Source organism: Enterobacter sp. FW301-JW81, assembly GCF_058788735.1.
This window is the reverse complement of record NZ_JBYTBA010000003.1, coordinates 114,810-136,491: the sequence shown is the minus strand read 5'-3', so window position 1 is coordinate 136,491 and position 21,682 is coordinate 114,810. Positions and strand designations below refer to the sequence as shown.

Sequence of the window (21,682 nt, the reverse complement as noted above, 5' to 3'; positions counted from 1 at the left end):
ATGATGAATCAGACAGAACTTCTTCACATGAATTTTCCCCATCTGCGGGATTTAAAACCGTTTGATACCGCCCACAGCGCGACGCCGTGGCTGGCGGACAGCGACGCGAAGCACAGCCGCAAGCTCTGCGCCTCTGTTGAAGAGGCGGTGATGCGAAGCGGCCTGCAGGACGGGATGACCATCTCCTTCCACCATGCGTTTCGCGAAGGCGACCGGGTGATCAACACCGTCGTGGCGCTGCTGGCGCGAATGGGCTTCAAAAACCTGACGCTGGCCTCCAGCTCGCTGATGACCTGCAACGACGCGCTGATCGAGCATATCGAAAGCGGCGTTATCACCCGGATTTACACCTCGGGGATGCGCGGCAGGCTGGCAGACGCCATCTCCCACGGGCTGATGGACGAGCCGGTGCAAATTCACTCCCACGGCGGGCGCGTGAAGCTGCTCCAGGATGGCGAGCTGAATATCGACGTGGCGTTTCTCGGCGTGCCGTGCAGCGATGAATTTGGCAACGCCAACGGCACGCACGGCAAATCCTGCTGCGGCTCGCTGGGCTACGCCATGGTGGACGCGCACTTTGCCCGTAAGGTGGTGCTGCTGACCGAAGAGCTGGTGCCGTTCCCCAATATGCCCGCCAGCCTGGTGCAGGACCAGGTGGACTACATTGTGCAGGTCGAGAGCGTGGGCGACCCGGCGAAAATCAGCGTCGGCGCGGCGCGCGTCACCAGCAACCCGCGCGAGCTGATGATTGCCCGCTATGCGGCGGACGTGATTGAACACTCCGGCTACTTCAAACCGGGCTTTTCGATGCAGACCGGCTCCGGCGCGGCGGCGACCGCCTGCACGCGCTTTATGGAAGAGAAGATGGAGCGCAGCGGCGTGAAGGCGCGCTTTGCGCTCGGCGGCATCACCGGCAGCCTGGTGGATCTGCACGAGAAGGGGCTTATTGAAAAGCTGCTCGATACCCAGTGCTTTGACGGCCAGGCGGCGGCCTCGCTGGCGCGCAACCCGAACCACGTGGAGATCTCCACTAACGTCTACGCCAACCCCGGCAGCAAGGCGGCAAGCTGCGACCAGCTCGACGTGGTGATACTCAGCGCGCTGGAAATTGACGTCGATTTCAACGTCAACGTCATCACCGGCTCCGACGGCGTGATGCGCGGCGCGTCTGGCGGGCACTGCGACGTCGCCGCCGCGGCAAACCTGACCATCGTTGTTGCGCCGCTGCTGCGCAGCCGTATTCCGACGGTCGTGAAGCGCGTTACCACGCGCCTCACGCCGGGCGAAAGCATTGACGTGCTGGTCACCGACCACGGCATTGCGGTCAACCCGGCGCGCCCGGAAATCCGCGAGCGGCTGCTGGAAGCTGGACTCAAAGTTGTGGATATCAGCGCGCTTTACGAGCGGGCGATTTCCCTGACCGGCGTACCGAAACCGATTGAATTTACCGACAAAATCGTCGGGGTGATCCGCTACCGCGACGGCAGCGTGATCGACACCGTAAGGCAAGTGAAGGAGTCAATATGACGTTAGCGACACCCGTGCGGGCGGGTGTCAGCCTGGACGAAATGCTGGCGGCGAAAGAGCGCCGCGCAGCGCGCCAGGCTGACATGCTTGAGCACTATCAACAACCGGTGATTTCCCTCACGCTGGTCACGCCTGGGGAGATCAAAGACAGCCTGCGCTATCGCAACACCATGGGCGTGGCGCTGCAGATGTGCGACCAGCTGCTGTGGGAAAACCGCTGGCAGGTGCTGGACCGCCAGGTGCTGTGGCTCCCGACCGGGCCGGAAGCCCTGTGGTGCGTGGCCCATCCGGCGGTGGAAATCAAAGCGCACTGCGCGGAGCTGGAGCAGACGCACCCGCTCGGCAGGCTGTGGGATCTGGACGTGATCTGCCCGCAGCACGGCCACGTCGGGCGTCAGTCGCTGGGGACGAACCTCAGACGCTGTCTGATCTGCGACGAGCCCGCGCACGCCTGCTCCCGCTCGCGCAATCATCCCGTTGAGCAGGTGGTTTCCCGCGTGGAGAAAACGATCGATGACTGGTTTGCTCGCGACTAAAACCCGCCCGGCTGACGTGCCCGCGCTTGTCGAAGCGGCGCTGTGGCAGGAGCTGGAGCTGACGCCCAAGCCGGGGCTGGTAGACAAGCTTAATAACGGTTCCCATCGCGATATGGACCACGCGCTGTTTGTCCGCAGCATTGCAGCGATTACGCCGTGGTTTACGCGCTTTGCCGAGCTCGGTCGCGTGCATGCAGATAAGCCCGCTGACGAACAGCTGCGGATCCTCCGCCCGATGGGGATGGCCTGCGAGCAGGCGATGTACGCCGCAACGAACGGAGTGAACACGCACAAAGGCGGTATTTTTGCCCTTGGCTTACTGTGCTTCGCCGCCGGGCGCGTGAAGCATGTCACCGCAGACGGCCTCTGTTGTGAGGTGAGTAACATCTGCAGCGGGCTGGTTTCGCGGGAGCTGGCCGCACGCAGCGGACGGGCGACGGCGGGCGAGCGGCAGTTTCAGCAGTACGGATATACCGGCGCGCGCGGTGAGGCAGAGAGCGGCTTTGCAACGGCGCGTAAGGCGCTGGCACAGTGGAACGGACGTTCACTTCACGGCCTGCTGTTACGCCTGATGGCGATAAATCAGGATAGCAATCTGGTCTCGCGCGGCGGCATTGAGGGGCTGCGCTACGTTCAGGGCTATTCGCGGGATCTGCTGGCTGGCGGCTGGGACCGCAAGGCGTTGCTCAGAATGGACAACGCATTGATTGAACGGAACCTGAGCCCCGGCGGCAGCGCGGATTTACTGTCGGTGGGGTGGGTGCTCTCTGCAATAAAATAGCCGGGTGGCGGCTTCGCCTTACCCGGCCTACGGTCTGGTTTTGTAGGCCCGGTAAGCGCAGCGCCACCGGGCATAACAATCAATGCGCGATCGGCTGTGCACCATTCGGCACGCGAACGTGCTTGTACTTGAACAGCACGATAAACGCGAAGAACAGCACCAGCGAGTACGCGGCGAAGATCAGCCACACCGGCTGCCAGTTGGTGATGCCGTTGGTGGTGTACATCTCAACCACTTTACCGCTCACCACGCCGCCCAGAATACAGCCGAAGCCGTTGGTCATCATCAGGAACATGCCCTGCGCGCTGGCGCGGATTTCAGGCTTCACTTCTTTTTCCACAAACACGGAACCCGAGATGTTGAAGAAGTCGAAGGCGCAGCCGTAAACAATCATCGACAGAACCAGCAGCACGGTGCCGAACGGGCTTGGGTCGCCGTAGGCGAACAGACCGAAGCGCAGCATCCACGCCGCGATACTGATCAGCATGACGTTCTTGATGCCGTAGCGGCTCAGGAAGAACGGGATGGTCAGGATGAACAGTGTCTCAGAGATCTGGGAGATGGACATCATCACCGACGCGTGCTCAACGATAAAGCTGCCGGAGAACAGCGGGTTGTTATCGAAGCTGTGCAGGAAGGTGTTGCCGAACATGTTGGTGATCTGCAGTTCCGCGCCCAGCAGCATGGAGAAGATAAAGAAGATCGCCATGCGCTTGTTTTTAAACAGCGCGAAGGCGTCCAGGCCGAGCATGGTGCTCCAGCTCTGGTTTTTCTGCTGGTTTGAAACCGGAATGGTTGGCAGCGTCAGGGTGAACAGCGCCAGCACCACGGAGAGCGCAGCACCGATGTAGAGCTGCATATGGCTCAGTTCAAAGCCCGCGAAGCTCACGCCCCACATCGCCATGATAAAGCCGATGGTGCCCCAGATACGGATTGGTGGGAAATCGGTCACGATATCCATATCCGCAGATTTCAGGCGGTAGTAGGAGATGGTGTTGATCAGCCCAAGCGTTGGCATATAGGCCAGCGAGTTAAGCAGGATCACCATGAACATCGCCCCCGGCGTGGTCACCTGGGCTGCCATGAACAGCGTCCCCGCGCCCACCAGATGGCAAAGCATGTACAGCCATTTCGCACTCAGCCATTTATCCGCCACGATCCCCAGCAGCGTTGGCATGAAGACAGCCGCAATACCGAGCGAGCTGTATACGGCACCGATTGACGCACCGTCGAACTTGAGCGTCACAAACATATAGGAGCCGAGTGTAGTCAGCCAGCTACCCCACAGGCAGAACTGCAGAAACGACAATATTTTAAGCTGCAGCTTAAGGTTCATGTTACTTTCCTCACAAGTGAGCGGGAGATATGTTGTTATAGAAACATTCAGGGTTGTTATTTGATGCAATTCTATCAGTTGGCAACGATATGTTTTGTTACCTCCCGCAAAAAAATGCAATCCACATTAATTTGCAGTTTGGATTGTGATGCAAATAACATTTTCGTATGGGTGGGGTGAGTGAGTGCGGCCTGATGCCCTCACCCTAACCCTCTCCCAGAGGGAGAGGGAACTTGAATACCCTCTCCCTCTGGGAGAGGGCAGGGTGAGGGAGAGTTTTTTAGCGGCGACGATAGTTCTTCTGCGCCGTATTCACTTTATACAGATAACGACGGGATTCCGCAGACGGGTGGCGGGTGGTGAGGGTTGAGTAGACATCCCCCGGCGCCATGCTGTTGATGATGTTTGCGGCCTGCACTTTGTCATTCGAGAACACGCGCAGCACGCTGCCCGCGCCGCCGTTATAGGCGGTGATCACCGCATAGCGGCGCGAGGTTGGGTTATCAATTCCGCCCAGGTAGACATTGTTCAGCATCGCCAGGTAGGCCGTGCCGGTATCAATGTTGCTTTGCGGATCGAACAGATAGCTACGGCTCGGCGTCCCGGATTTACCCTGCGCGCGGAAGACGTCTTTACCGGCGCTGTGCTGCACAACCTGCATCAGCCCCAGGGCGTCGGAACGGCTTACCGCGTACGGGTTAAAGGACGATTCGGTCTGCATAATCGCCAGGATCAGCGACTCATCCACGCCGTATTTGCGCGAGGCCTGACGCACCATCCCAATGTACTTATGCGCACGCTTGTCGAGGTGGTTCGGGACGAGGTTGATGGTGACGCTGTAGATAATCTTCAGGCCGTTAGAGCGGCTTTTCAGGCGCGTCTGCAGCAGGTAGTCGGCAAATTTCGTGGCGCGACCTTCCCAGCGGATCGGCTGACCGGTCTGATCGACAACCTGACCGTACAGGAACGGCTCTTTGGAAATGGTGATATCGTCGGCATCGGAGTAGAGATCGATAGAGCCCGGATCGTCACCCATCAGCAGGGTTTTGATAATTGCCTGACGTAGCCGTGCCGCAGGGTCTGTGCCTGCAATGGTCTCAATCGTGATCGTACCCTCATCAAAGTTGATGTGGCTACGGGTCTGATAGGCATCGGTGTACTTAACGTAGTCCTTAGGTCCGGCAATAAGAACTTCGTTAAATCCCCATATATTCTCGATGTTGTGGGCAAACTGCCCCATCAAAATGTCAAAACCGTTGGTGTCCTTGATCCAGGCTTCGTTGTAATCTTCGCCTTTTTTTGACGAACACGAGACAAGCAACGGCGCAACAAGGGCTAGCGCTAAAAGTTTTTTCATCATTCCGGGAGTGCGTGTTGTGTTTGCTTTAACGGCGGGGTTTCCCCCGCACGCTGTTATTTTTCCGGTGGCGTATAGCCTTCGATGTGCACGTCTTTACCTTCGAACAGGAAGCTCACCATCTCCTGCTCCAGCAGCTTCCGGTGTTCCGGGTTCATCATGCTGAGTTTTTTCTCGTTGATCAGCATGGTCTGCTTTTTCTGCCACTGTCCCCAGGCTTCTTTGGAGATTTCATTGTAGATGCGTTTACCCAGGTCGCCCGGATAAAGCTGGAAGTCCTGGCCTTCAGCGTCACGCTGCAGGAAAGTACAAAAAATCGTTCTGGCCATACTCATTCCTCTTTTTTAGCCGATGCTAAACCATTGCACCGGCACGTAATTGCTGTAACAGGCGCTCCACGGGAGCCGCCAGCCCGACTGATGGCGGTTGCGCTAAGTTATACCAGAGAGCGGTGCCTTCATCCATGCACGAGGTGAATGAGGACACGGGAAGCCACATCGGCACAATATCCAGGTGGAAATGGCTGAAGGTGTGGCGAAACGCGGTCAGCTGCGTCAGGTTATCGGCAGCAATCCCGCGCTGTTTAAGCCATTCACGCAGCAGCGCTTCATTTTCAAACTGTGGGAAGCAGTATAGACCGCCCCACAGGCCGCTCGGTGGACGCTGGGCCAGGAAGACGTTGTCGCCGTGCTGCATCAGCAGCATATAGCCGGTGCGCTCCGGCAGCGTCTGCTTGGGTTTCTTACCGGGATACTGCGCCCACGAATGGTTGGCATACGCCACGCAGAGATTATTTACCGGGCAGAGTTCGCATTTCGGCTTTGAGCGCGTGCAGACCATCGCGCCGAGATCCATCATCGCCTGATTAAAACGCTCCACGCCGTTGGCTGGCGTGACGTCTTCACTGATCTCCCAAAGACGTTTTTCAACGTCCTTCTTCCCCGGCCAGCCGTCAACGGCGTAGCAGCGCGCCAGCACGCGCTTCACGTTGCCGTCGAGGATCGGGAAATGCTTGCCTAAAGAGAGGGAGAGAATGGCGCCCGCGGTTGAACGTCCGACGCCGGGTAAGTCCGCCACCTCGTCGAAGGTTTCCGGGAATTTACCGTTGTGGCGCGTCGCGACCTGCTGTGCCGCTTTGTGCAGATTGCGCGCGCGGGCGTAGTAGCCAAGCCCGGTCCACAGGTGCAGCACCTCGTCCAGCGGCGCGTTTGCCAGATCGGTCACCGTCGGGAAGCGTGCCATAAAACGCTCAAAGTAAGGAATCACCGTGGCGACCTGCGTTTGTTGCAACATCACTTCGGAGAGCCATACTTTGTAAGGCGTTTTTTCAATTTGCCAGGGCAGGGTTTTACGCCCGTATTTGTCGTACCAGTCCAGCACCTGGGCTGAAAATTGAGAGGCTTGCATGGTCATCGATTCGCATAATCAGGGACGCCGATTGCAGCACAGCGTCAATCTGCTGTAAACCGGATCTTTCCCATGCTTGCATAGAAGCCTTAACTTTGGATAATGCCCGTTTCCCGAACATTCTCACAAGCAGACAACTCTTTTATGAAAAACGACGTCATTTCACCGGAATTTGATGAAAACGGTCGCCCGCTGCGCCGTATTCGCAGCTTTGTCCGCCGTCAGGGTCGCCTGACAAAAGGGCAGCAACACGCGCTGGACAACTACTGGCCGGTGATGGGCGTTGAGTTCAGCGAGCAGCCTCTGGACTTTGCCGGGCTTTTTGGCCGCGAAGCGCCGGTCACGCTTGAGATCGGTTTTGGTATGGGCACCTCGCTGGTGACTATGGCTAAAGCGCGTCCTGAGCAGAACTTCCTCGGTATCGAAGTACACTCCCCGGGCGTCGGCGCGTGTCTCGCAACGGCTCATGAAGAGGGCGTTGAGAACCTGCGCGTGATGTGTCACGACGCGGTAGAAGTGCTGCACAAAATGATTCCTGACAATTCTTTAACCATGGTTCAGCTCTTTTTCCCTGACCCGTGGCACAAAGCACGTCATAATAAACGCCGTATCGTTCAGGCGCCGTTTGCCGAGCTGGTGAAAAGTAAGCTGAAGCTGGGCGGTGTCTTCCATATGGCGACCGACTGGGAACCGTATGCGGAACATATGCTGGAAGTGATGTCGTCTCTGGAGGGTTACAAAAACCAGTCTGCGAGCAACGACTATGTACCACGTCCGGAATCGCGTCCGGTAACGAAATTTGAACAGCGTGGCCATCGTCTTGGTCACGGTGTATGGGACTTAATGTTCGAGAGGGTGAAATAATGGCAAAGAACCGTAGCCGTCGTCTGCGTAAAAAAATGCACATCGAAGAATTCCAGGAAGTGGGTTTCTCCGTTGCGTGGCGTTTCCCGGAAGGCACCAGTGTAGAACAGATCGATCGGGACGTAGATGCGTTCATCAATGACGTGATCGAGCCCAACAAGCTGGCCTTCGACGGTAGCGGCTACCTGGCATGGGAAGGTCTGATCTGCACCCAGGAAGTGGGTAAATGCACCGAAGAACATCAGGCGCTGGTACGTAAATGGCTGGAAGAACACAAGCTGGAAGATGTTCGCGTCAGCGAACTTTTCGACGTTTGGTGGGACTAATAAAGTAGTCAGGGGCCAGCATTAGCTGGCCCATTTTGTCTGAGGGAGTGTTTAAGATGCGCAAAACGTTGCTGGCCGTTGCTTTGATGGCTACCGGATTCACCGCCCATGCGGAGTATAAATGTAGCGTCACCCCGCGTGATGACGTGGTGTTAAGCCCGCAAACCGTGCAGGTCAAAGGCGAGAACGGCAATCTGGTGATTACGCCGGAAGGGAACGTCACCTTTAACGGCAAACAATACAACCTGACAGCCGCACAGCGTGAGCAGGCGAAAGACTACCAGGCCGATTTGCGTACCGCCCTGCCATGGATTAACGACGGCGCGCTGACGCGCGTTGAGAAAAGCCGCGTGGCGCTGGACAAGATCATTACCAAAGAGGTGGGTGAGAGCAGCAATATGCGCACCCGCCTGACCAAGCTCGATAAGCAGCTTAAAGAGCAGATGAACCGGATTATCGAGACGCGCACCGACGGCCTGACGTTCCACTACAAAGCGATTGATCAGGTCCGTGCTGACGGGCAGCAGCTGGTGAACCAGGCGATGGGCGGTATCCTGCAGGACAGCATCAACGAGATGGGTGCCAAAGCGGTACTGAAAGGCGGCGGTAACCCGCTTCAGGGCGTGCTGGGCAGTCTTGGTGGCCTGCAGACCTCCATTCAGAACGAGTGGAAGAACCAGGAAGATGATTTCCAGAAGTTCGGCAAAGACGTGTGTAAACGCGTGGTGTCGCTGGAAGATAGCCGGAAGGCGCTGGTGGGGACGCTGAAGTAAGGTTTCTGCGCGCTGGGCCCCTTACCCCGGCCCTCTCCCCAGGGGAGAGGGAGTAAGCGTTCCCTCTCCCTGTGGGAGAGGGTTAGGGTGAGGGCATCAGGCATTGCAGTCGTTGAAGAATGATATTTAACACTTCATTTTCGTTAACGCGAAATTCATTATTCCAGAACCGTACGACTTCCCATCCGTTCGTATTCAAAAACGCGGTACGACGTGAATCATAGTTCTCCTCATCCTGATGTTGCCCTCCATCCAGCTCAACGATCAGCTTCGCCTTAAAGCAGGCAAAATCGACGATATATGTGCCAACCGGCATCTGACGGCGAAACTTATACCCATAGAAGCGACGACCTCTGAGCAAATACCAGAGGCGTAATTCTTCGGGCGTCATTTGTTTGCGGAGTTGTTTTGATTTGTCCATCCCCCTCACTCTGCCAGCCTTTCCCTCAGCCGGCAGAACGGGATGCGAAATCCTGAATCAGCCTTCAGGAATCTTCTGCGAGGAACAGCTCAAGAAGGGAGTTTAAGAACAGTTTGCCGTGCTCGGTGATCTGCCAGTATTCATCACACTCGGTCAGATACCCCTGCGCCAGCGCTTCGTCGATCTGTGGACGAATCACTGTCTCCGGCAGCCCGGTGTAACGCGCAAACTCTGCACGTGGCGCGGCTTCCAGCAGGCGGAAGCGGTTCATAAAGAATTCAAACGGCTTATCCGCCGCCTCGACGTCGTGCTGACGCTCAAGGTAACGGCCTTCCATATACCCGCGCGGATGGCGAGTCTTAGCCGTGCGCAGAATGCGCCCGTCAGGGAAGGTGACCTTACCGTGCGCGCCGCAGCCAATCCCCAGATAGTCACCAAACCGCCAGTAGTTCAGGTTATGCTGACACTGGTAGCCCGGCTTCGCATAGGCCGACGTTTCATACTGCTGATAGCCTGCGGCAGTTAACAGCTGATGGCCCTGCTCGAAGATATCCCACAGCGCGTCGTCATCCGGCAGCACCGGCGGGCGTGAGCCGAACAGCGTGTTTGGCTCGATGGTGAGCTGGTACCACGAAAGATGCGGCGGGTTCAGTTCAATCGCCTGGCGCAGATCGTCCAGCGCCTCTTCCAGCGACTGGTCCGGCAGGCCGTGCATCAGATCCAGGTTAAAGCTGCGAAGATTAAGCCCCGTCGCCAGGTGTGCCGCACGCTTCGCCTCTTCGGGGCCGTGAATGCGCCCCAGGCGCTTCAGTTTTGGCTCGCTAAAGCTCTGCACGCCGATGGAGATGCGGTTCACGCCCGCGCGCTGATACTCGACAAAACGGTCGGCCTCAACGGTGCCGGGGTTGGCTTCCATCGTAATTTCAGCATCCGCTGCCAGGTTCAGACGTGCGCGCACGCCGTCCAGCAGCGTCTGCATCGCCGGGCCGGACAGCAGGCTCGGCGTACCGCCACCAATGAAAATGGTCTTAACTTCACGTCCCTGTGCGTAAGGTACATCGGCGTCCAGGTCGGCCAGCAGATGCGCAACGTAGTCATCGTGCGGCACTTCGCCCTTCAGCGCGTGCGAGTTGAAATCGCAGTACGGGCATTTCTGCACGCACCACGGGATATGAATATAAAGACTCAGAGGCGGCAAATTAGCCATTACGCAGTGCTTCCAGTAACAGTTTCAGCGCGCGTCCACGGTGGGAAATCGCGCTTTTTTCTTCGCGGGTCAGTTCCGCAGCGGTTTTGCCCTCGGACGGGACATAGAAAATCGGGTCGTAGCCAAAGCCGCCGTTGCCTGCCGCTTCGCGGGTAATCATCCCCGGCCAGCTGCCGTGGCAGACGATGGGGGTTGGGTCTTCAGCGTGACGCATATAGACCAGCACGCAGTGGAACTGCGCGGTACGCTGCTCGTCAGGCACGTCCTTCAGCGCAACAAGCAGCTTTTCCAGATTCTGCTGGTCGGTCGCGTCAACGCCGGAATAGCGTGCAGAGTAAATCCCAGGCGCGCCGCCGAGAAAATCAACGGCCAGGCCGGAGTCGTCGGCAATCGCGGGCAGGCCCGTAATCTGCGCGGCATGGCGTGCTTTCAGGATCGCGTTTTCGATAAACGTCAGCCCCGTCTCTTCGGCGGAATCCACGCCAAGATCGGTCTGAGCGACCACATCCAGCCCAAAATCATTTAATAGCGAGGCCAGCTCGCGCACTTTACCGGCGTTACCGGTTGCGAGAACAACTTTCTGCATGGTTTAGTCCTGTTCTGTCAAAGCCGCGACTTCAGTCGGGATCGATTGCGGGTTGAGGATTTTTACCTGTTTATGCCGCCCCAGCTCGCCTTTTTCAATGATGACCTGGCTTTTAGCCACGCGAAACTGTTTTGCCAGATATTTGGTCAGGTGTGCGTTCGCCTGGCCGTCAACGGGTGGGGCAGTGATGGCGACTTTTAACTCGTCGCCATGCAGTCCAACAATACTGTCGCGGCTGGCTTTCGGCTGAATATACAGCCGTAAAACCAGCCCGTCAGCGCAGGTGCTTACTGCACTCATAGCGCCATCCACAGCCCCGGCAGCAGCATATCGCCCGTGGACTGTAACAGTTCAGCAATCCCCATGTTGACCACATAGAGCAGCAGAACCAGGATCATCGGGGAAAAGTCGATGCCGCCCATAGACGGAAGCAGGTTACGGATCGGACGCAGCAGCGGTTCGGCCAGCTGAATCAATGCGTACTCTACTGGGCTGCGCCCCTGGCTGACCCAGCTCATGATGGCCATGACCAGCAGCACCCAGAAAATCAGCAGACCGACGGTTTTGATCAGAATCAGGACGGCGGCAATCCAGATAATCGGCTGGAAGGTGATGACCATAAACAGCACGATTGCTTTGATAACGCTCAGAATAAACGCCACCAGCAGAGACGAACTGTCGATGGGACCCATTGCCGGGATAACACGGCGCAGCGGTCCGACAACCGGTTGCGTGATTTTCACGACAAACTGGGAGAACGGATTGTAAAAGTCACAGCGGGCCCACTGCATCCAGACGCGCAGCAAAAGCGCCATCGTATACAGCTCAAGCACTGTAGAGAGCAGGAAAGTCAACGTCTTCATGGCGTTCCTCAGGTTTCCTTATTATTGGGTGTAGTCGCGCGCACCGAAAATGGCTGTACCGATGCGCACCATAGTGCTGCCTGCCGCGATGGCGGCTTCCATATCATCCGACATGCCCAGAGAAAGCGTGTCTACCTTGTCATAGCGCGCTTTAAGCGCCTCAAATGCTACAGCCATTTGCTGTGCCACGGCAAACTGCCTTTCATAACTTGACTCAGGCGCCGGGATTGCCATCAGCCCGCGCAGGGTTAAGCGCGGCAGTGCGGCCACCTCTGCTGCCAGCGCGTCCAGTTCGCTCAGCGCAATGCCGGACTTGCTGTTTTCGTCGCTGATGTTGACCTGAATCAGCACGTTAAGCGCAGGCATCTCCGCCGGGCGCTGGTCATTCAGGCGGGTTGCAATGCGCAGACGGTCAATGGTGTGGCACCAGTCGAAGTGCTCTGCCACCAGACGGCTTTTGTTCGACTGCAGGGGACCAATAAAGTGCCACTGCAGATGCGTATTCCCCTGTTCCTGGAAGTAGCGGATTTTATCCACGCCTTCCTGAACGTAGTTTTCACCAAACGCCCGCTGGCCTGCATTAATGGCTTCTGCGATGGCGCTCGCAGGCTTCGTTTTGCTGACTGCAAGTAACGTAATTTCTTCTGAAGCACGGCCGCAACGCGCTGCGGCGGCTGAGATTTTGTCCCGGACCTGTGCCAGGTTATGCGCAATGTCGTTCATTTTCCGAGGAGTAGTCTATGGATGTGGAAGAAATGGTGGCGCTTAGTGTAAAGCATAATGTCTCCGATCTACACCTGTGCAGTGATTCACCACCCCGCTGGCGCATATCAGGCCGCCTTGAGCCGGCACCGTTTCCGCCGCCTGACGTCGAAGCGCTGTTAAAAGCGTGGCTCAACGACGAGCAGCAGGGAATATGGTGGGCAAGCGGGCAGGTCGATTTTGCCGCGACGGTGGCGGGTGGCCAGCGCCTGCGCGGCAGTGCCTTTAAGCAGATGAACGGTGTCTCTGTGGCGCTGCGGCTGCTGCCGCGCACCTGTCCGCAACTCGCTTCGCTGGGCGTGCCGCGGGCAATCCCGGAACTGTTATCCAATGAGGCCGGGTTGATTCTGGTGACGGGGGCGACCGGCAGCGGCAAATCCACTACGCTCGCGGCAATGGTCGATTTCCTCAACCACTATACCGACGGCCATATTCTCACGCTCGAAGATCCTGTGGAGTTCATCTACCAGAGTGAACGCTGCCTGATACAGCAGCGGGAGATGGGTCAGCACAGCCCGTCATTTGCTGAAGCGCTGCGCAGCGCGTTGCGCGAGGACCCGGACGTGATTCTGCTGGGGGAACTGCGCGACAGCGAAACGATCCGCCTGGCGCTGACGGCAGCGGAAACCGGACATCTGGTGCTGGCGACGCTGCATACGCGCGGCGCATCGCAGGCGATTGAACGGCTGATCGATACGTTCCCGGCGCAGGAGAAAGATCCGGTGCGTAACCAGCTGGCCGGTAGCCTGCGGGCGGTGCTGGCGCAGAAGCTGGTTCCTGACTTACAAGACGGGCGCGTCGCGCTGTATGAACTGCTGGTGAACACCGCCGCGGCGGCGAATCTCATTCGCGAAGGAAAAACATGGCAACTGCCCGGCATCATTCAAACCGGCCAGCAGGCAGGCATGCAGAACTTTGACCAGAGCCTGGCGGAGAGACGGGCGCAGGGGCGGCTGTAGGCCCCTGTGCTCAATAGCCCTGTTCGAAATAGCTTTCGAGGATGATGACGGCAGAAGCGGAGTCCACGCTGCCTTTGTTGAGCGCCCGGAAGCCGCCGTGTTCAAACAGACCCGCTCGCGCTTCAACGGTGCTGAGACGCTCGTCGTGAAGCTTCACGGAGACGCCAAAGCGGCCATGGATTTTATTGGCGAACTTACGCGCCCGGGCGGTAAGCGGCTGTTCCGTGCCGTCCATATTCAGCGGCAGCCCAACAATCACGTCGTCCGGCTGCCACTCTTTGAGCAGACGCTCAATGAGATTCCAGTCTGGCGTGCCGTCGTTGGCCTTCAGGGCCGTAAGCGGGCGTGCGGTACCGGTGATGCGCTGACCAATGGCGACGCCAATGCTCTTCGTTCCGAAATCGAAGGCCAGAAGTGTTCCGCTCATCAGGCGTGCCCCGCGACGCCAGGCATGGTCAGAATATCAATGCCAATCAGCTTCGCCGCGTCACGCCAGCGATCGGCGATAGGGGTTTTAAACAGGATATTCATGTCCGCAGGGGCGGTGAGCCAGGCGTTATCGAGGATCTCTTGCTCAAGCTGGCCTTTCTCCCACGACGAATAGCCCAGCGCCACCAGCACTTCAGAAGGCTGCTCAGCGGTGCCCAGCGTTTCCAGCACGTCGCGCGAGGTGGTGATGACGGTGTTATCCGAAATTCGAATGCTGGAGGAGAATACCGGCGGCGTATGGAGGATGAAACCGCGATCTTCTGCAAGAGGTCCACCCAGCATCACGGGTTTATCGAGCCGGATCTCCGGCAAGCGCGCTTCAGCCGGGATCTTCAGCTTGTCCAGAATCCCTTCAACCTGAAGGTTTTCCAGCGGTTTGTTGATGATAATGCCCATCGCGCCGTCTTCATTGTATTCACAAATATAAACCACCGCGCGGCGAAAAATCGGGTCCTGGAGAGCAGGCATGGCAATAAGAAAGTGATGCTGTAAATTCATTGTCAGAGGTACTGTTTCCTGGTTTAAAAAGCGACAGCGACCAGTATGCGGAGAAACCCGGGCGCTGTCACTCATTGGTGGGTTATTTCTGCAGGCGTTTTTCGATAGCGTCCATCAGCATTCCGGTAATGGAGACCGGGAATTCCGCTTCAATTTCACGAATGCAGGTCGGGCTGGTGACGTTCACTTCCGTCAGGCGGTCGCCGATGATATCCAGGCCAACGAAGATCAGGCCCTTGGCCTTAAGGGTCGGACCGACGCGGCGGGCAATTTCCCAGTCGCTTTCGGTCAACGGGCGCGGCTCGCCGCGGCCACCGGCGGCCAGGTTACCGCGGGTTTCGCCACCCTGCGGGATACGTGCCAGGCAGTAAGGAACCGGTTCGCCATCTACAACCAGAACGCGTTTGTCGCCGTCTTTGATCGCCGGAATATAGTTCTGCGCCATGCAGTAGCGGGTGCCCAGCTCGGTCAGCGTTTCGGCAATCACGCCAATGTTCGGATCGCCTTCCTTCACGCGGAAAATCGACGCGCCGCCCATGCCGTCCAGCGGCTTCATGATGATATCGCCGTGCTTCTGCCAGAATTCCTTCAACTGGGCTTTGCTGCGGGTTACCAGCGTTTCAGGCGTCAGGTCAGAGAACCAGGCGGTGTAGAGCTTCTCGTTGCAGTCGCGCAGGCTCTGCGGTTTGTTGACGATCAGCGTGCCTTTCTCTTCAGCACGCTCGAGGATATAGGTGCAGTAGATGTACTCGGTGTCGAACGGCGGATCTTTACGCATCAGAATGACGTTGAGATCGGCAAGCGCAATGTCCTGCTCTGTGCCGAACTCGTACCATTTGTCGTAGTTCTGCTCGACGTTAACGATGCGGGTGCGCGCGCGGGCTTCACCGTTGATCAGGTAAAGATCGTTCATCTCCATGTAGTGGAGTTCATAGCCGCGACGCTGCGCTTCCAGCAGCATGGCGAAGCTGGAATCTTTCTTGATGTTAATGTTTGCGATGGGGTCCATCACGATGCCGAGCTTGATCATCTTTCTCTCCAATATGCGTCAACCCAGATCGCCAAACCGTACCTGTAGCGCGGTAATGGCCGTGAGTGCCGTTGTCTCAGTGCGCAGAACGCGAGGTCCCAACAGAATATCAGTAAACTGGTAACGTGCCGTCATCGCAATTTCGTCCGCCGAAAGCCCGCCTTCGGGGCCAATCAGCAGGCGTACGCGCTCAACGGGCAAGGGCAGCGTATTGATGCTGGCGCTGGCGCGCGGATGAAGGTTGAGCTTCAGCCCACTTTCCTCTTCTGCACACCAGTCTTCCAGATCCATCGCCGGGCGGATCTCCGGGATACGGTTGCGGCCACTCTGTTCACAAGCCGCAATGGCAATTTTCTGCCACTGCTGGAGCTTTTTATTCAGACGTTCCGCATCCAGTTTAACGCCACAGCGCTCAGAAAAAAGTGGCGTAATGAGGCTTACACCCAGTTCAATGGATTTCTGAATCGTGAACTCCATCTTTTCCCCGCGCGACATGACCTGACCCAGATGAATGTGCAGCGGCGATTCGCGGTCATCTACTTCGCCACGCAGCACGTTAACGTGCACGCTTTTTTTATCGGAGCGCGTAATTTGTGCGTCGAAAACCTGGTTAGAGCCGTCGAACAGCTGAATGGCCTGACCTGCGCCCATGCGCAGCACGCGGCCAACGTGGTTGGCGGCGTCATCAGACAGGGCGATTTCGCGACCTGCGGTAATCGGTTCAGGATGGTAAATGCGGGGAATGCGCATAGTCAGAAATTCCGTGTGTAATACGATGTAAGCAAATTGCCGCTAGTGTAGGTTAGCTCTTTTGCGCCTGGCAAGCTCGCTGGACGTAAGGGTTATGATTCCCCTGAACCCTGGCGATGCGTTCGTCGCGCTGGCACTCCCACTCCGTCACCGGGTATTGCTTGTCCCAGGCGTTGAACAGCTGCGTCTGCTGGCGGGAGAGGTTGAGGTCGTAACGATCGCGCATATAGAAATAGGTGCGGGCAATGCTGCCGCGCGCGCGGGCAGGGGGCTCGGCGACTTTCTCTTTGAAATCCACCTTCATACTGCACTGACCGTACTGGCCTTCGCCACCGTTCCACTGGCTGTACATAAAGTTGCCGCGGTCACCGTTCACTTCGCCAACCGCAGGCTGCAGGTTGTGCATATCGCTTTCCATCTGGCGGTAGACAGGATCTTTAGAACAGTTTTTACGCCCGCCGTCCTGCCAGCACTGGCGCTGGTGGCCAAACTGCCACGCCGGGACGACATGTTCCCATTCAATGCGGCTGGCGCGGTTTTCATTTTTACGCACCTTATAGCCGCAGGACTCAAGGTCAACGACCCCTTTTTTACCCTGCCAGTTAATTTTACAGCCGCAGTAGAAATCGCCCGGCACGTCAGCGTTGACCTTTACGCCGGCCGCTTTGGCCTGAGAGAAACTGTTGATACCGTCGGCCAGCGCGTGGCCTGAGAGCGCCGTCGTCAAAAAGGCGACCGCGAGAGAAACATTACGGGACATCTTACACTCCGTGTCAAAACGAGCCCGCAACGTAACGAATGTTGTTCCTGTATGCAATCAGTCAGATCAGGAAAGTTCCTGAAAGTTCAGATGATTAGTCCGCAACCAGCGGCTCGCCGCATTTGACGCAGCGGTAGGTCGCCTCGCCGCGCACCACGCGATTATGGCGGCGGACGGTAAGCTGGTGCTGCTGGCACTGGCAGCGGTAGGGGAAGGTATTGCGGCGTACCGATTCCAGCTCGAACTGGTGGGTACGGCGCGCCGGAACGCCGAGCACCGCTTCCATCATCCACTTCCACTCTTTCCCGTGGGGGGCGACGCGCCCGAAGTGCTTCCAGACCAGCAGATGCGCCAGCTCGTGCGGCACCACTTCCTCAATAAACGCCTGCTGGTTTTCCATCATCAGTACCGGGTTAAGGCGGATCTCATAAGACTCAAGCCAGGCGGTACCGGCCGCGGTGCCACGCTGCTGATAAACGATCCTGGGTTCAGGGTAGTTGCGACCGAGCTTCAGGTTCGCCTGGGCGAGCTTTTCCCGCAGGCTGCGCATAACGGCCTGCTGAAGGGCGATGGGGAGACGGGGAGCTTTCATAGGGGCAGAGCATAAAGCGCGAAGCGGGGAGGTGCAAGGGGCACCTCCCGCGTGAGGATTAGTCGTGGGCGCCGATTTCGCGCAGAGGACGACCTTTCATCAGGTTACGTTCAATATGTTCCAGGGACACATGTTTGGTTTCTGGAACCAGCCAGATGGTCAGAACAATAAAGAAGATGTTCAGCCCGGCGTAGACCCAGAAGGTGTTCGCGTTGCCCAGGGTATTGAGCATGGTCAGGAACGTTGCGCCGACGATCATGTTGGCAATCCAGTTCGTTGCGGTAGAGCAGGTGATACCAAAATCACGCCCTTTCAGCGGCTGGATCTCAGAGCACAGCACCCAAATCAGCGGGCCGGCGCTCATCGCAAACCCGACGATAAACATCAGCAGCATGCCTACCGCGAAGTACTGGGCGGTTGGTGAGTGAATGCCCACATGCATCATTGTACCGAGGACGCCCATACCGGCCGCCATCACCAGGAAGCCCAGCGTCAGCGTTGGCTTACGTCCCCAGCGGTCCACCAGGCCGATGGCGATAAAGGTCGCCAGCACGTTGGTCAGACCGACGATGACGGTCCCCCACATCTGCTCGGTGGTGTTGGTATAACCCGCCAGCTCAAAGATTTTTGGCGCGTAGTACATGATGACGTTCATCCCGGTGAACTGCTGCATGACCTGAAGCAGGACGCCGAGGAAAACCGCGCGACGGAAGTTGCTGTTCTCTTTAAACAGCGCCCAGCCAGACTGTTTGACCTTCAGGCTTTCGCGGATCTCTTCCAGCTCGTTTTTCGCTTCCGCGCTGGTATCGCGCAGGCGCATCAGCACGCGTTCGGCATCGTGGAATCGACGTTTCGCGGCAAACCAGCGCGGGCTGTCCGGCAGGAAGAAGACGCCAATCAGCAGCAAAATGGCCGGGATGATGATCACGCCGAGCATCCAGCGCCATGCGCCGCTGTAGCTAAACGCGGTATCGGAAAGGTACGCGCCCAAAATACCGATGGTTATCATCAGCTGGTACATCGAAATCATACTGCCGCGGATTTTCTCCGGCGCGATTTCAGACAGGTACAGCGGTGCGGTATAGGATGCCACGCCCACGGCCAGACCGAGCAGAACGCGGGAAACCAGCAGGACCTCAACGTTAGGCGCCGCGGCAGAGAAGAGTGAACCGGCAACGAACAGAATAGCGCCGATCATCAGGCTCTTTTTACGCCCGAGCTTGAAGGAGAGCCAGCCGCTGCCGACGGCCCCGACGGCAGCACCAAACATCATTGAGCTGACCACCCACTCCTGGGTGTGAGCGCTGATCTGGAACTCTTCTGTGATGAAAGGTAATGCACCGGCAATCACGCCGATATCCAGGCCAAAAAGTAATCCTGCCAGGGCTGCGAGGAAACAGACGAAGAATGTCATCGCCTTGTTGGACGTACGCCCCTGTTTTTTATTGTCAGGCATTATGCCCTCCAGTTGGGTTATCAGTTTTATTGAGGTTAAGGGTAGGTGAGCGACCCGTAAAAATATGTGAGATTAATCACATTGGTGTAATCGGTTACACAAGTGTGCATCCGTAAATAAAATTAAAGCTTTGAAAATATAGAGGTAAATGAGGTGACATGCATCGCGAAAGAATACATTTCAGACTTAACTGAAAGGGGATGTAACAGCAGAAGAAAAGCGATCGTGCAAAGAGAATATTCTGAAAGCGGAGGGCATCCGCTAAGGTGTAATCGGTTCCAAATAGTGCGCCTTTCAGCCGGGTGGCGGCTGCGCCTTACCCGGCCTACAAATAACGCAAAACCCGTAGGCCCGCGCAAGCGAAGCGCCGCCGGGCAAAGATGACCGCACAAATGCAAAAGGCCAGCCCGAAGGCTGGCCTTTTATAAAGCAGCGGGTAGTCGATTACTTCAGACCGGCAGCTTCACGCAGCAGAGCGGCTTTGTCGGTTTTTTCCCACGGGAAATGTTCGCGACCAAAGTGACCGTATGCAGCGGTTTCTTTGTAGATTGGGTGCAGCAGATCCAGCATCTGAATCAGGCCGTATGGACGCAGGTCGAAGAACTCGCGCACCAGCAGGGTCAGCTGTTCTGAAGGCACTTTCTCAGTACCAAAGGTTTCAACCATGATGGAGGTTGGCTCAGCCACGCCGATAGCGTAGGAAACCTGGATCTCACAGCGGTCAGCCAGGCCGGCAGCAACGATGTTTTTCGCAACATAACGCGCCGCATACGCTGCAGAACGGTCAACTTTAGACGGATCTTTACCGGAGAATGCACCGCCGCCGTGACGCGCCATGCCGCCGTAGGTATCAACGATGATTTTACGACCGGTCAGACCGCAGTCACCCATTGGGCCGCCGATAACGAAGCGTCCGGTTGGGTTGATGAAGTATTTGGTTGCACTGCTCAGCCACTCTGTAGGCAGCACCGGCTTGATGATCTCTTCCATCACTGCTTCCTGCAGGGATTTCTGATCGATATCTTCGGAATGCTGGGTAGACAGAACTACCGCGTCAATACCGACGATTTTGCCGTCGTCATACTGGAAGGTCACCTGGCTTTTTGCATCCGGGCGCAGCCACGGCAGGGTGCCGTTTTTACGCACTTCAGCCTGACGCTGCACCAGACGGTGCGCGTAGGTCACCGGTGCTGGCATCAGCACGTCGGTTTCGTTGGTTGCATAGCCGAACATCAGGCCCTGGTCGCCCGCGCCCTGTTCCAGCGGATCGGCACGGTCAACGCCCTGGTTGATGTCCGGAGACTGTTTGCCAATCGCGCTCAGTACCGCGCAGGAGTTGGCATCAAAGCCCATATCAGAATGCACATAGCCGATCTCACGCACCGTGTTACGGGTGATCTCTTCGATATCAACCCATGCGCTGGTGGTGATCTCACCGCCAACCAGAACCATGCCGGTTTTGACATAGGTTTCACACGCTACGCGCGCTTTTGGATCCTGAGTCAGGATCGCATCCAGCACCGCATCGGAGATTTGGTCAGCAATTTTATCAGGATGTCCTTCTGATACAGACTCGGACGTAAACAGGTGTTTTGCCATGTTTTATTTCACCTAAGAGGAATTTGGTTAGCTCAAGCTGCTGTGTGGAATAGCCAAAGGAGATAATTCTACCAAGGCCTGCAGGTTTTTGACACTGGCAGTATGAGTGTTAATCAGTATAGATGGATTAACATCTGGATGGCTATTTTAGGTCACTTCTTCGCCCGATTTCCAGTTTTTTTTGATTCATCTCCCACTGCGTTGAAATGGCGGCTGGAAATTTTTCCTGACGCTGCCGGCAACACGCGCATTTTTGTTTTGCTTTTTAGCCCCCTTCTCGGTATAAAACGCGGCGCGCGGCTCATATAAAATAAGCGCTCGATGAACTCATCGTGTCGCCACTTCCAGCCGGGTTAAGCAGTGAACTTTTAGCTTTGGCTTGTGGTCCGTTTCAGCAGAGGCGGCCGTGGAGGTGATACGAGATAATGAACCATCGTTTTCCGCACATTCAGCGCAGCCGTTCTGGCGCGCATTTGATTCCCGCAACCCGCATTTCTAGTCTGCAAACCTGCCGATGTTATACCCATCTCGGCGCTTCTCAGGATTCAAGGGCCGGTTACGCTCTGTGAAAACTGAACAAGGGCGCTCTTGTTAATACAAGAGTTTTCTCGTGGTTTCGCCGAACCTTGTCATACAGAGTTCGGATACGTGTTTTACAATGATATGAATAAGAAACCGGTCGCACGGTCTGGATTTCAGCATACTCTGCTGGGAAACGGAGCCGTTTATGGGTTGTTATCGCCGTATAACGCTGCGATAGTAGTCAACTGTTTTACACTTAATACAAAGAGTTGAGGTTCGCT

At 56.9% G+C, this 21,682-nt stretch carries 28 protein-coding genes; 10 read left to right on the top strand and 18 right to left on the bottom strand.

Going from position 1 to position 21,682, the window contains the following annotated elements; translation table 11 throughout:
• Positions 1 to 3 precede the first annotated feature (3 nt).
• Genes citF through citG form a run of 3 tightly spaced genes read left to right on the top strand, consistent with a single transcriptional unit; the run spans position 4 to position 2,844 of the window.
• A complete protein-coding gene (gene citF / locus AC3WOK_RS11685) occupies positions 4 to 1,527 on the top strand; it encodes a citrate lyase subunit alpha (protein ID WP_492354657.1) in 1,524 nt (507 codons plus the stop codon).
• Positions 1,524 to 2,063 carry a citrate lyase holo-[acyl-carrier protein] synthase gene (citX, locus tag AC3WOK_RS11680; protein ID WP_063957037.1) on the top strand — a complete coding sequence of 180 codons (540 nt, stop codon included), beginning with the start codon at positions 1,524 to 1,526 and terminating at the stop codon, positions 2,061 to 2,063. The genes citF and citX overlap by 4 nt, the downstream gene beginning before the upstream one ends.
• On the top strand, positions 2,041 to 2,844 hold the full coding sequence (gene citG / locus AC3WOK_RS11675; protein WP_492354551.1) for a triphosphoribosyl-dephospho-CoA synthase CitG: 804 nt from the start codon (positions 2,041 to 2,043) through the stop codon (positions 2,842 to 2,844). The genes citX and citG overlap by 23 nt, the downstream gene beginning before the upstream one ends.
• A 79-nt stretch (positions 2,845 to 2,923) precedes the next feature.
• On the opposite strand, the gene AC3WOK_RS11670 is transcribed toward citG, so the two are convergent.
• The 4 genes from AC3WOK_RS11670 to mutY form a co-directional block, all read right to left on the bottom strand.
• Complete coding sequence (locus AC3WOK_RS11670) at positions 2,924 to 4,180, bottom strand: nucleoside permease (protein ID WP_047347894.1); 1,257 nt, start codon at positions 4,178 to 4,180, stop codon at positions 2,924 to 2,926.
• A gap of 280 nt (positions 4,181 to 4,460) precedes the next feature.
• Positions 4,461 to 5,537 (bottom strand): membrane-bound lytic murein transglycosylase MltC, encoded by a 1,077-nt coding sequence (mltC, locus tag AC3WOK_RS11665; protein ID WP_032660036.1) that lies wholly within the window; start codon positions 5,535 to 5,537, stop codon positions 4,461 to 4,463.
• 56 nt (positions 5,538 to 5,593) lie between these two features.
• A complete protein-coding gene (locus AC3WOK_RS11660; RefSeq protein ID WP_023309138.1) occupies positions 5,594 to 5,866 on the bottom strand; it encodes an oxidative damage protection protein in 273 nt (90 codons plus the stop codon).
• 25 nt (positions 5,867 to 5,891) lie between these two features.
• On the bottom strand, positions 5,892 to 6,950 hold the full coding sequence (gene mutY / locus AC3WOK_RS11655; protein ID WP_063428421.1) for an A/G-specific adenine glycosylase: 1,059 nt from the start codon (positions 6,948 to 6,950) through the stop codon (positions 5,892 to 5,894).
• A 138-nt stretch (positions 6,951 to 7,088) separates the two neighbouring features.
• Between mutY and trmB the strand changes: the two genes are divergently transcribed.
• From trmB to AC3WOK_RS11640, 3 genes are read left to right on the top strand one after another with little or no spacing between them, the layout of a single operon-like run.
• The gene (gene trmB, locus AC3WOK_RS11650) at positions 7,089 to 7,808 is read left to right on the top strand and encodes a tRNA (guanosine(46)-N7)-methyltransferase TrmB (protein WP_059312241.1); all 720 of its coding nucleotides are present in this window, start codon (positions 7,089 to 7,091) and stop codon (positions 7,806 to 7,808) included.
• Positions 7,808 to 8,134 (top strand): YggL family protein, encoded by a 327-nt coding sequence (locus AC3WOK_RS11645; RefSeq protein ID WP_047347898.1) that lies wholly within the window; start codon positions 7,808 to 7,810, stop codon positions 8,132 to 8,134. Before trmB ends, AC3WOK_RS11645 begins: the two co-directional genes overlap by 1 nt.
• Before the next feature lie 56 nt (positions 8,135 to 8,190).
• A complete protein-coding gene (locus tag AC3WOK_RS11640) occupies positions 8,191 to 8,907 on the top strand; it encodes a YggN family protein (RefSeq protein WP_047347899.1) in 717 nt (238 codons plus the stop codon).
• An 82-nt stretch (positions 8,908 to 8,989) separates the two neighbouring features.
• On the opposite strand, the gene AC3WOK_RS11635 is transcribed toward AC3WOK_RS11640, so the two are convergent.
• The 6 genes from AC3WOK_RS11635 to AC3WOK_RS11610 all read right to left on the bottom strand — a co-directional run bounded on the left by AC3WOK_RS11635 (position 8,990) and on the right by AC3WOK_RS11610 (position 12,707).
• On the bottom strand, positions 8,990 to 9,328 hold the full coding sequence (locus AC3WOK_RS11635) for an endonuclease domain-containing protein (RefSeq protein ID WP_492354550.1): 339 nt from the start codon (positions 9,326 to 9,328) through the stop codon (positions 8,990 to 8,992).
• A gap of 64 nt (positions 9,329 to 9,392) precedes the next feature.
• Positions 9,393 to 10,535 carry a radical SAM family heme chaperone HemW gene (hemW, locus tag AC3WOK_RS11630; RefSeq protein ID WP_063957029.1) on the bottom strand — a complete coding sequence of 381 codons (1,143 nt, stop codon included), beginning with the start codon at positions 10,533 to 10,535 and terminating at the stop codon, positions 9,393 to 9,395.
• Complete coding sequence (locus AC3WOK_RS11625) at positions 10,528 to 11,121, bottom strand: XTP/dITP diphosphatase (RefSeq protein WP_059312244.1); 594 nt, start codon at positions 11,119 to 11,121, stop codon at positions 10,528 to 10,530. The genes hemW and AC3WOK_RS11625 overlap by 8 nt, the downstream gene beginning before the upstream one ends.
• 3 nt (positions 11,122 to 11,124) lie before the next feature.
• Complete coding sequence (yggU, locus tag AC3WOK_RS11620; protein ID WP_014885193.1) at positions 11,125 to 11,421, bottom strand: DUF167 family protein YggU; 297 nt, start codon at positions 11,419 to 11,421, stop codon at positions 11,125 to 11,127.
• Positions 11,418 to 11,984, bottom strand: a complete 567-nt coding sequence (locus AC3WOK_RS11615; RefSeq protein WP_059312245.1) for a YggT family protein — start codon at positions 11,982 to 11,984, stop codon at positions 11,418 to 11,420. Before AC3WOK_RS11615 ends, yggU begins: the two co-directional genes overlap by 4 nt.
• A gap of 21 nt (positions 11,985 to 12,005) precedes the next feature.
• The gene (locus AC3WOK_RS11610) at positions 12,006 to 12,707 is read right to left on the bottom strand and encodes a YggS family pyridoxal phosphate-dependent enzyme (protein WP_059312246.1); all 702 of its coding nucleotides are present in this window, start codon (positions 12,705 to 12,707) and stop codon (positions 12,006 to 12,008) included.
• 17 nt (positions 12,708 to 12,724) lie between these two features.
• On the opposite strand from AC3WOK_RS11610, the gene AC3WOK_RS11605 reads away from it, so the two are divergent.
• Complete coding sequence (locus AC3WOK_RS11605) at positions 12,725 to 13,705, top strand: type IV pilus twitching motility protein PilT (RefSeq protein ID WP_063957025.1); 981 nt, start codon at positions 12,725 to 12,727, stop codon at positions 13,703 to 13,705.
• 10 nt (positions 13,706 to 13,715) lie between these two features.
• On the opposite strand, the gene ruvX is transcribed toward AC3WOK_RS11605, so the two are convergent.
• The 8 genes from ruvX to metK all read right to left on the bottom strand — a co-directional run bounded on the left by ruvX (position 13,716) and on the right by metK (position 20,879).
• Positions 13,716 to 14,132, bottom strand: coding sequence for a Holliday junction resolvase RuvX (gene ruvX, locus AC3WOK_RS11600; RefSeq protein WP_047347906.1), 417 nt, complete (start codon positions 14,130 to 14,132; stop codon positions 13,716 to 13,718).
• Positions 14,132 to 14,692, bottom strand: a complete 561-nt coding sequence (locus AC3WOK_RS11595) for a YqgE/AlgH family protein (RefSeq protein ID WP_008499752.1) — start codon at positions 14,690 to 14,692, stop codon at positions 14,132 to 14,134. The genes ruvX and AC3WOK_RS11595 overlap by 1 nt, the downstream gene beginning before the upstream one ends.
• Positions 14,693 to 14,774: 82 nt before the next feature.
• Positions 14,775 to 15,722, bottom strand: coding sequence for a glutathione synthase (gene gshB / locus AC3WOK_RS11590; protein ID WP_063428433.1), 948 nt, complete (start codon positions 15,720 to 15,722; stop codon positions 14,775 to 14,777).
• A gap of 18 nt (positions 15,723 to 15,740) precedes the next feature.
• Entirely contained in the window at positions 15,741 to 16,472 is a 732-nt protein-coding gene (gene rsmE, locus AC3WOK_RS11585; RefSeq protein WP_059312249.1) for a 16S rRNA (uracil(1498)-N(3))-methyltransferase, read from the bottom strand.
• Positions 16,473 to 16,524: 52 nt separating this feature from the next.
• The gene (endA, locus tag AC3WOK_RS11580; protein WP_447856170.1) at positions 16,525 to 17,232 is read right to left on the bottom strand and encodes a deoxyribonuclease I; all 708 of its coding nucleotides are present in this window, start codon (positions 17,230 to 17,232) and stop codon (positions 16,525 to 16,527) included.
• Between the two features lie 94 nt (positions 17,233 to 17,326).
• The gene (locus AC3WOK_RS11575; protein WP_047347910.1) at positions 17,327 to 17,824 is read right to left on the bottom strand and encodes a SprT family zinc-dependent metalloprotease; all 498 of its coding nucleotides are present in this window, start codon (positions 17,822 to 17,824) and stop codon (positions 17,327 to 17,329) included.
• A gap of 58 nt (positions 17,825 to 17,882) precedes the next feature.
• Positions 17,883 to 19,280 carry a galactose/proton symporter gene (galP, locus tag AC3WOK_RS11570; protein WP_047347911.1) on the bottom strand — a complete coding sequence of 466 codons (1,398 nt, stop codon included), beginning with the start codon at positions 19,278 to 19,280 and terminating at the stop codon, positions 17,883 to 17,885.
• A 444-nt stretch (positions 19,281 to 19,724) separates the two neighbouring features.
• Positions 19,725 to 20,879 (bottom strand): methionine adenosyltransferase, encoded by a 1,155-nt coding sequence (gene metK, locus AC3WOK_RS11565; RefSeq protein WP_047347912.1) that lies wholly within the window; start codon positions 20,877 to 20,879, stop codon positions 19,725 to 19,727.
• A 138-nt stretch (positions 20,880 to 21,017) separates the two neighbouring features.
• Between metK and AC3WOK_RS11560 the strand changes: the two genes are divergently transcribed.
• From AC3WOK_RS11560 to yqgB, 3 genes are all read left to right on the top strand, one after another.
• Positions 21,018 to 21,188 carry a hypothetical protein gene (locus AC3WOK_RS11560; RefSeq protein WP_059311643.1) on the top strand — a complete coding sequence of 57 codons (171 nt, stop codon included), beginning with the start codon at positions 21,018 to 21,020 and terminating at the stop codon, positions 21,186 to 21,188.
• 116 nt (positions 21,189 to 21,304) lie between these two features.
• Positions 21,305 to 21,448 carry a hypothetical protein gene (locus tag AC3WOK_RS11555; protein ID WP_420095149.1) on the top strand — a complete coding sequence of 48 codons (144 nt, stop codon included), beginning with the start codon at positions 21,305 to 21,307 and terminating at the stop codon, positions 21,446 to 21,448.
• Positions 21,449 to 21,542: 94 nt separating this feature from the next.
• Entirely contained in the window at positions 21,543 to 21,674 is a 132-nt protein-coding gene (yqgB, locus tag AC3WOK_RS11550) for an acid stress response protein YqgB (protein WP_127312443.1), read from the top strand.
• Positions 21,675 to 21,682: the final 8 nt, after the last annotated feature.

Excerpts from the sequence above, each read along its gene's own strand:
- endA (WP_447856170.1), bottom strand. The coding sequence starts at position 17,232 with ATGTCCCGTAATGTTTCTCTCGCGGTCGCCTTTTTGACGACGGCGCTC.
- mutY (WP_063428421.1), bottom strand. The coding sequence starts at position 6,950 with ATGACCATGCAAGCCTCTCAATTTTCAGCCCAGGTGCTGGACTGGTAC.
- AC3WOK_RS11610 (WP_059312246.1), bottom strand. The coding sequence starts at position 12,707 with ATGAACGACATTGCGCATAACCTGGCACAGGTCCGGGACAAAATCTCA.
- AC3WOK_RS11670 (WP_047347894.1), bottom strand. The coding sequence starts at position 4,180 with ATGAACCTTAAGCTGCAGCTTAAAATATTGTCGTTTCTGCAGTTCTGC.
- AC3WOK_RS11575 (WP_047347910.1), bottom strand. The coding sequence starts at position 17,824 with ATGAAAGCTCCCCGTCTCCCCATCGCCCTTCAGCAGGCCGTTATGCGC.
- citX (WP_063957037.1), top strand. The coding sequence starts at position 1,524 with ATGACGTTAGCGACACCCGTGCGGGCGGGTGTCAGCCTGGACGAAATG.
- AC3WOK_RS11640 (WP_047347899.1), top strand. The coding sequence starts at position 8,191 with ATGCGCAAAACGTTGCTGGCCGTTGCTTTGATGGCTACCGGATTCACC.
- AC3WOK_RS11555 (WP_420095149.1), top strand. The coding sequence starts at position 21,305 with ATGAACCATCGTTTTCCGCACATTCAGCGCAGCCGTTCTGGCGCGCAT.
- mltC (WP_032660036.1), bottom strand. The coding sequence starts at position 5,537 with ATGAAAAAACTTTTAGCGCTAGCCCTTGTTGCGCCGTTGCTTGTCTCG.
- AC3WOK_RS11660 (WP_023309138.1), bottom strand. The coding sequence starts at position 5,866 with ATGGCCAGAACGATTTTTTGTACTTTCCTGCAGCGTGACGCTGAAGGC.
- hemW (WP_063957029.1), bottom strand. The coding sequence starts at position 10,535 with ATGGCTAATTTGCCGCCTCTGAGTCTTTATATTCATATCCCGTGGTGC.
- AC3WOK_RS11625 (WP_059312244.1), bottom strand. The coding sequence starts at position 11,121 with ATGCAGAAAGTTGTTCTCGCAACCGGTAACGCCGGTAAAGTGCGCGAG.
- AC3WOK_RS11645 (WP_047347898.1), top strand. The coding sequence starts at position 7,808 with ATGGCAAAGAACCGTAGCCGTCGTCTGCGTAAAAAAATGCACATCGAA.
- rsmE (WP_059312249.1), bottom strand. The coding sequence starts at position 16,472 with ATGCGCATTCCCCGCATTTACCATCCTGAACCGATTACCGCAGGTCGC.
- galP (WP_047347911.1), bottom strand. The coding sequence starts at position 19,280 with ATGCCTGACAATAAAAAACAGGGGCGTACGTCCAACAAGGCGATGACA.
- AC3WOK_RS11615 (WP_059312245.1), bottom strand. The coding sequence starts at position 11,984 with ATGAAGACGTTGACTTTCCTGCTCTCTACAGTGCTTGAGCTGTATACG.
- citF (WP_492354657.1), top strand. The coding sequence starts at position 4 with ATGAATCAGACAGAACTTCTTCACATGAATTTTCCCCATCTGCGGGAT.
- trmB (WP_059312241.1), top strand. The coding sequence starts at position 7,089 with ATGAAAAACGACGTCATTTCACCGGAATTTGATGAAAACGGTCGCCCG.
- AC3WOK_RS11595 (WP_008499752.1), bottom strand. The coding sequence starts at position 14,692 with ATGAATTTACAGCATCACTTTCTTATTGCCATGCCTGCTCTCCAGGAC.
- AC3WOK_RS11635 (WP_492354550.1), bottom strand. The coding sequence starts at position 9,328 with ATGGACAAATCAAAACAACTCCGCAAACAAATGACGCCCGAAGAATTA.
- AC3WOK_RS11605 (WP_063957025.1), top strand. The coding sequence starts at position 12,725 with ATGGATGTGGAAGAAATGGTGGCGCTTAGTGTAAAGCATAATGTCTCC.
- gshB (WP_063428433.1), bottom strand. The coding sequence starts at position 15,722 with ATGATCAAGCTCGGCATCGTGATGGACCCCATCGCAAACATTAACATC.
- AC3WOK_RS11560 (WP_059311643.1), top strand. The coding sequence starts at position 21,018 with ATGGCTATTTTAGGTCACTTCTTCGCCCGATTTCCAGTTTTTTTTGAT.
- yqgB (WP_127312443.1), top strand. The coding sequence starts at position 21,543 with ATGAATAAGAAACCGGTCGCACGGTCTGGATTTCAGCATACTCTGCTG.
- metK (WP_047347912.1), bottom strand. The coding sequence starts at position 20,879 with ATGGCAAAACACCTGTTTACGTCCGAGTCTGTATCAGAAGGACATCCT.
- citG (WP_492354551.1), top strand. The coding sequence starts at position 2,041 with ATGACTGGTTTGCTCGCGACTAAAACCCGCCCGGCTGACGTGCCCGCG.
- ruvX (WP_047347906.1), bottom strand. The coding sequence starts at position 14,132 with ATGAGCGGAACACTTCTGGCCTTCGATTTCGGAACGAAGAGCATTGGC.
- yggU (WP_014885193.1), bottom strand. The coding sequence starts at position 11,421 with ATGAGTGCAGTAAGCACCTGCGCTGACGGGCTGGTTTTACGGCTGTAT.